Source organism: Fusobacterium sp. (assembly GCF_029258315.1).
Lineage (GTDB): Bacteria > Fusobacteriota > Fusobacteriia > Fusobacteriales > Fusobacteriaceae > Fusobacterium_B.
On the sequence record NZ_JARHZE010000094.1, the window covers coordinates 1 to 4,615 of the forward strand.

At 25.0% G+C, this 4,615-nt stretch carries 7 protein-coding genes; 2 read left to right on the plus strand and 5 right to left on the minus strand.

The features are described from left to right. Positions 1–891 (plus strand): 2-hydroxyacid dehydrogenase (locus Q1J48_RS06730; protein WP_300362128.1); only part of this gene is annotated, 891 nt, incomplete at its 5' end. Positions 892–916: 25 nt separating this feature from the next. On the opposite strand, the gene Q1J48_RS06735 is transcribed toward Q1J48_RS06730, so the two are convergent. From Q1J48_RS06735 to Q1J48_RS06755, 5 genes are all read right to left on the minus strand, one after another. Continuing rightward, a complete protein-coding gene (locus tag Q1J48_RS06735) occupies positions 917–1,375 on the minus strand; it encodes a hypothetical protein (protein WP_300331108.1) in 459 nt (152 codons plus the stop codon). A gap of 82 nt (positions 1,376–1,457) precedes the next feature. Continuing rightward, entirely contained in the window at positions 1,458–2,219 is a 762-nt protein-coding gene (locus tag Q1J48_RS06740; RefSeq protein ID WP_300362130.1) for a TrmH family RNA methyltransferase, read from the minus strand. Positions 2,220–2,238: 19 nt separating this feature from the next. Next, positions 2,239–3,207 carry a tyrosine-type recombinase/integrase gene (locus tag Q1J48_RS06745; protein WP_300362132.1) on the minus strand — a complete coding sequence of 323 codons (969 nt, stop codon included), beginning with the start codon at positions 3,205–3,207 and terminating at the stop codon, positions 2,239–2,241. A gap of 127 nt (positions 3,208–3,334) precedes the next feature. Beyond that, a complete protein-coding gene (locus tag Q1J48_RS06750; protein ID WP_300362135.1) occupies positions 3,335–4,015 on the minus strand; it encodes a pseudouridine synthase in 681 nt (226 codons plus the stop codon). After that, on the minus strand, positions 4,015–4,308 hold the full coding sequence (locus Q1J48_RS06755; RefSeq protein ID WP_300362137.1) for a hypothetical protein: 294 nt from the start codon (positions 4,306–4,308) through the stop codon (positions 4,015–4,017). Before Q1J48_RS06755 ends, Q1J48_RS06750 begins: the two co-directional genes overlap by 1 nt. Before the next feature lie 206 nt (positions 4,309–4,514). Between Q1J48_RS06755 and Q1J48_RS06760 the strand changes: the two genes are divergently transcribed. Then, the coding region (locus Q1J48_RS06760) for a nitroreductase family protein (RefSeq protein ID WP_300362140.1) at positions 4,515–4,615 on the plus strand (101 nt) is incomplete at its 3' end.

Below are 4,615 nucleotides of genomic sequence, written 5' to 3' on the forward strand. Positions count from 1 at the left end.
GAAGAAACTGTTGATTTAACAAAAGGTTTTGATGTTGTGTGTGCTTTTACAAATGATGATATAAATAAAAATGTAATTGATGGAATGGCAGAGAATGGAATAAAATTATTAGCTATGAGATGTGCAGGTTTTAATAATGTGGATCTAAAAGCTATAAAAAATAGATTTAAGGTAGTGAGAGTTCCAGCTTATTCTCCATATGCAATAGCTGAATATACTATTGGTATGATACTTTCACTTAATAGAAAGATACATAAAGCCTATGTCCGTACTAGAGAGGGGAACTTCTCTATAAGTGGATTGATGGGGTTTGACTTATATGGAAAAACAGTGGGAATAATTGGAGCTGGAAAAATTGCTCAGATACTTATAAAAATTTTAAAAGGATTTGGAACAAAGGTAATAGCTTATGATCCATATCCAAATGAAAAAGTAGCTAAAGAACTAGGATTTGAATTTGTAGATCTTGATACTCTGTATGCTAATTCAGATATAATTTCTCTTAACTGTCCATTAACAAAAGATACTAAATATATAATAAATCGTAATTCTATGAATAAAATGAAAGATGGAGTTATGATAGTTAATACAGGAAGAGGGATGCTTATAGATACAGTTGATTTAATAGAAGCTCTTAAAGATAAAAAAATAGGAGCAGCAGCTCTTGATGTATATGAGGAAGAAGAGGATTATTTCTTTGAAGATATGTCTAATAAAGTAATAGAAGATGATATTTTAGGAAGATTACTTTCATTCCATAATGTTTTGGTTACTTCTCACCAAGCATATTTTACCGAAGAAGCAGTGGAGGCTATTACAAATGTAACCCTTAATAACATAAAAGATTTTATAGAAGGAAAAAAATTAGTAAATGAAGTTCCTCAAAATTAAAAATAAGGACTGCCTGGCAGTCCTTTTATTTTTTTATATAGTAAGGTGAATACATAGTAGAAGATACTATATGCTGGGATACATTTATTAATTGCTTTATTATAGAAATTTCAAAATATTCAAATTTTTCTATCTCAAGCTCTTTTTTTAGATAATTTATAATATTTTCAGTAAATCTATCTAGCATATTTCCATCATATCTCTTTTGCTCGTTGTTTATAACAATATCATAGAGTTTATATGTGATAAGATCTCTAAAAAGTTCTGTAATTTTTTCTTCTATCTGTTTTTTTCTATTTATAATAGATTTCAATTTATCTTTTTCTTTATCTTGAAGTAAAATTGTTGATATAAAATTTAATTCTTGATTAGAAAGGAATTTATGTTCTTGCCTTAAGCTTAAAATCTCTTTTTTGTTATTTTCTTTTACCTCATTAAATCTATTAATATAACTAATATAAAGCTCTAAAGGAAAATTTATCATAATATCACCCCAAATGTTATAATATGAAATATATTATAGTATTTTTAAACTAAATAGTCAAATAAAATATTAAAAAAATAGACTACTTAATTAATTCTCTCACTTTATACAATATAATTCCACAAGCCATAGCCACGTTAAGTGATTCAGCAGTTCCATATATAGGAATAATTACTTTTTCATCAGCAATATCTAAAAGATTTTTTCCTATTCCATTTCCCTCATTTCCAAAAATAATAGCGTTTTTATTGGATAAACTCATCTCTGTATATGGGATAGATGTTTTATCTAAAGCAGTGGCTATTAATTTATAATTTTTCTCCTTTAAAAATTCAACCATTCTTTCTTCAGTAAGATATGTAATTCTTACATTGAATATAGATCCCATTGTACTTCTTATAGTTTTTTCATTGTAACAATCTACACTTCCAGTAGTAAGAATTATGTCTTTAAACCCAGCGGCATCAACTGTTCTTATTATAGTCCCAAGATTTCCTGGATCTGATACTTTATCTAATACAATTATATTATCCTCAATCTCTTCTAAAGAATATTCATTAAAACTATATATCAATATAACCCCTTGAGAATTTTCTTGAGAAGTAAGTTGTTTAAAAAGTTGAGAAGAGAGAATATATTTATCACAAGAAAACTTGTTAAGTCTTTCTTGTATCACAGAAAAATCAAAATCACTATCTATAAAAATATAATTTGGTTCTTTTGAAAAATCTAAAAACTTAATTCCCTCTGCTAAAAATAATTTTTCCTGTTCTCTATATTTTTTTTGTTTTAATTTTTTTATTCTTTTAAAAAGATTATTGTCTTTACTATTTATTTCTAACATTATTTTCTCCTATAAAATTTTATTCTGGTATTTTTGATATAACTTTTTTATCTAGTAGAGATTTTGCATTGATATATATCTCTGTAACCCTTGTATCAGAATGTCCAAGAAAATCTCTAATCTCTAAAAGATCAGCTCCATTTGATGACAGCTCTGTGGCTATGGCGTGTCTTATATTATGTGGACTAATATCAAGTCCTATTGTTCTTCCCATATCTTGTATTATATTATATAGAGCTTTATAAGAAAGTTGTGTATTCTTTTCATATGAACTAGAAAAAACATAAAGTTCTTCCATATCTTCATTTGAATAGTTATACATATTTTTAACATAGTCCTTAAATGTTTTCAATTTTTCAACAAGTGTAGGATGAATAGGCTTAAATAACTCCTTACCACTCTTTGATTTTTCTATTTTAATATAATAGTCCTCATCTCTCTTCAATATATTTTTATATTTTAAATCAAGAAGTTCTTGACTTCTCATACCTGTATAAAATAAGGTGTTCATTATTATAGTATTTCTATATTCTTTCTCTCCTGATACCTTATAATTAGCAAGTATATTTTTTATATCTTCAAATGAAACTTTTAAAATATTATCTAAGTTTCTTCCTGTCTTAAATAATTTTATATGTTTTAATGGATTTTTTATATTATACTTTTCCAATTCATTATATAGAGATTTAAGAGCAGACATAATTTTATTAACTGATGTTTTTTTTAGCTTTCTTTCATAGAGAAGATGAGAGAGGTAATCTTCTACATCTTCTTCTGTTATATCTGTCATTAATTCTATAATCTCATCATTTTGAATAGGCTCTCCACTATCATAAACAAATAATAAAAAGTTATTCAAATAGAAAAAGTAATCTTTCATAGTCTTTTCACTACGATAAATTTCAAAAATAGACTTTCTATTTTCTTTTTCTCTTTTTTTTCTTCTTTTGACAATTACCTCTTGTTTATCTTTAACAATTAAATCCAAAATCGTACCTTCTTTAAATATTTTTTTATATAGGACTTTTAATTAAAATTTTTAAATTTTATTTTTTAAACTATAAAAAAATTCTTTCTTATCAAAAAAAGTCCTATTGTTTTATATATTTATAAATTTAAATTATATCTTCTAAATTTATCTCTTTTACTTCTCCCAACTCCATATCTTCAAGAAGAAGTTTTCCAAAAGATACTCTTTTTAGATATATAACTTTATTATCAATAGCCTCTACCATTTTTTTAACTTGATGAAATTTTCCCTCTCTTATAGTAAGAGAAAGAATATTAGTATCAATTTTAGATGCCTCAGCTGGCATTGTTATATATCCACCTATATCCACACCTTTTCTTAATTTTTCTAAATCTTCTTCAGAAAAATCTTTTTCAGTATGAGCTATATATGTTTTATCTACATGACTTTTAGGTGATAAAAGTTTATGATTAAGTTGGCCATCATTTGTAAGTAAAAGTAATCCTTCAGTATCTTTATCTAAACGTCCAACAGGAGCAAGATCTTTTTTTATTACCCAATCAGGTAGAAGATCCATAACAGTTTTATCCCTTGGATCCTCCACAGCAGTTACATACCCAGATTTTTTATTTAAAATATAGTATCTAAACTCTTTATATGAAAGAATATTGTCTTCATATTTTATAATATCACTTTTTTCATCTATATTATCTTTAGAAGAAATTTTAAAGTTTCCATTAACAGATATTTTTTTATTATCTATAAGAGACTTTACCTCTCTTCTACTACCTAATCCACATTCAGTTAAAAACTTATCTAATCTCATTATTGCCCCTTCATCTTATTAAAATCTTCCACAAGCTTTAAAATTCCCTTGGAATCATTTATACTGTAATTATACTCTTCACAATCTATAAAAAAGTTAAAGAGTTCCCACATATATAAATCATTTAATTTATATTTTTCTATATCTTTTTGTGGCAAATATTTTAAATAATTATATACCTCTGTATAAAAGTTAATTTCAAAAGCTCTATTAAATATCTCGTCTTTATTTAAAGTCAGGATATAATTTTTATAACTTTCGAACTCTTTTTTTAAATTGTTTTCTTTGTTCATTAAACTCTCCTTAAGTATTTCTCCTTATAATATTGTATCATAAAATTGATTATAATAAAATATATTGAATTTTTTTATTATATATAGACTATATAAAATAGATAATAAATTATATAAATAGATTTTATAAAAATTATATTGTTGACAACCAATACTAAAGATTATATGATAAATATATAGCTAAATAAAAGGGAGATGAGATATAAATGGATTTTTTATCAAGAAGAAGTATAAGAAAATATAAAGATATACCTGTGGAAAAGGAAAAATTAGATGAGATTTTAAAAACGGCTATTGTTGCTCCAAC

What these genes read in the sequence shown, in the direction of transcription:
- Q1J48_RS06735 (WP_300331108.1), bottom strand. Translation starts at nt 1,375, where the DNA reads ATGATAAATTTTCCTTTAGAGCTTTATATTAGTTATATTAATAGATTT.
- Q1J48_RS06740 (WP_300362130.1), bottom strand. Translation starts at nt 2,219, where the DNA reads ATGTTAGAAATAAATAGTAAAGACAATAATCTTTTTAAAAGAATAAAA.
- Q1J48_RS06750 (WP_300362135.1), bottom strand. Translation starts at nt 4,015, where the DNA reads ATGAGATTAGATAAGTTTTTAACTGAATGTGGATTAGGTAGTAGAAGA.
- Q1J48_RS06755 (WP_300362137.1), bottom strand. Translation starts at nt 4,308, where the DNA reads ATGAACAAAGAAAACAATTTAAAAAAAGAGTTCGAAAGTTATAAAAAT.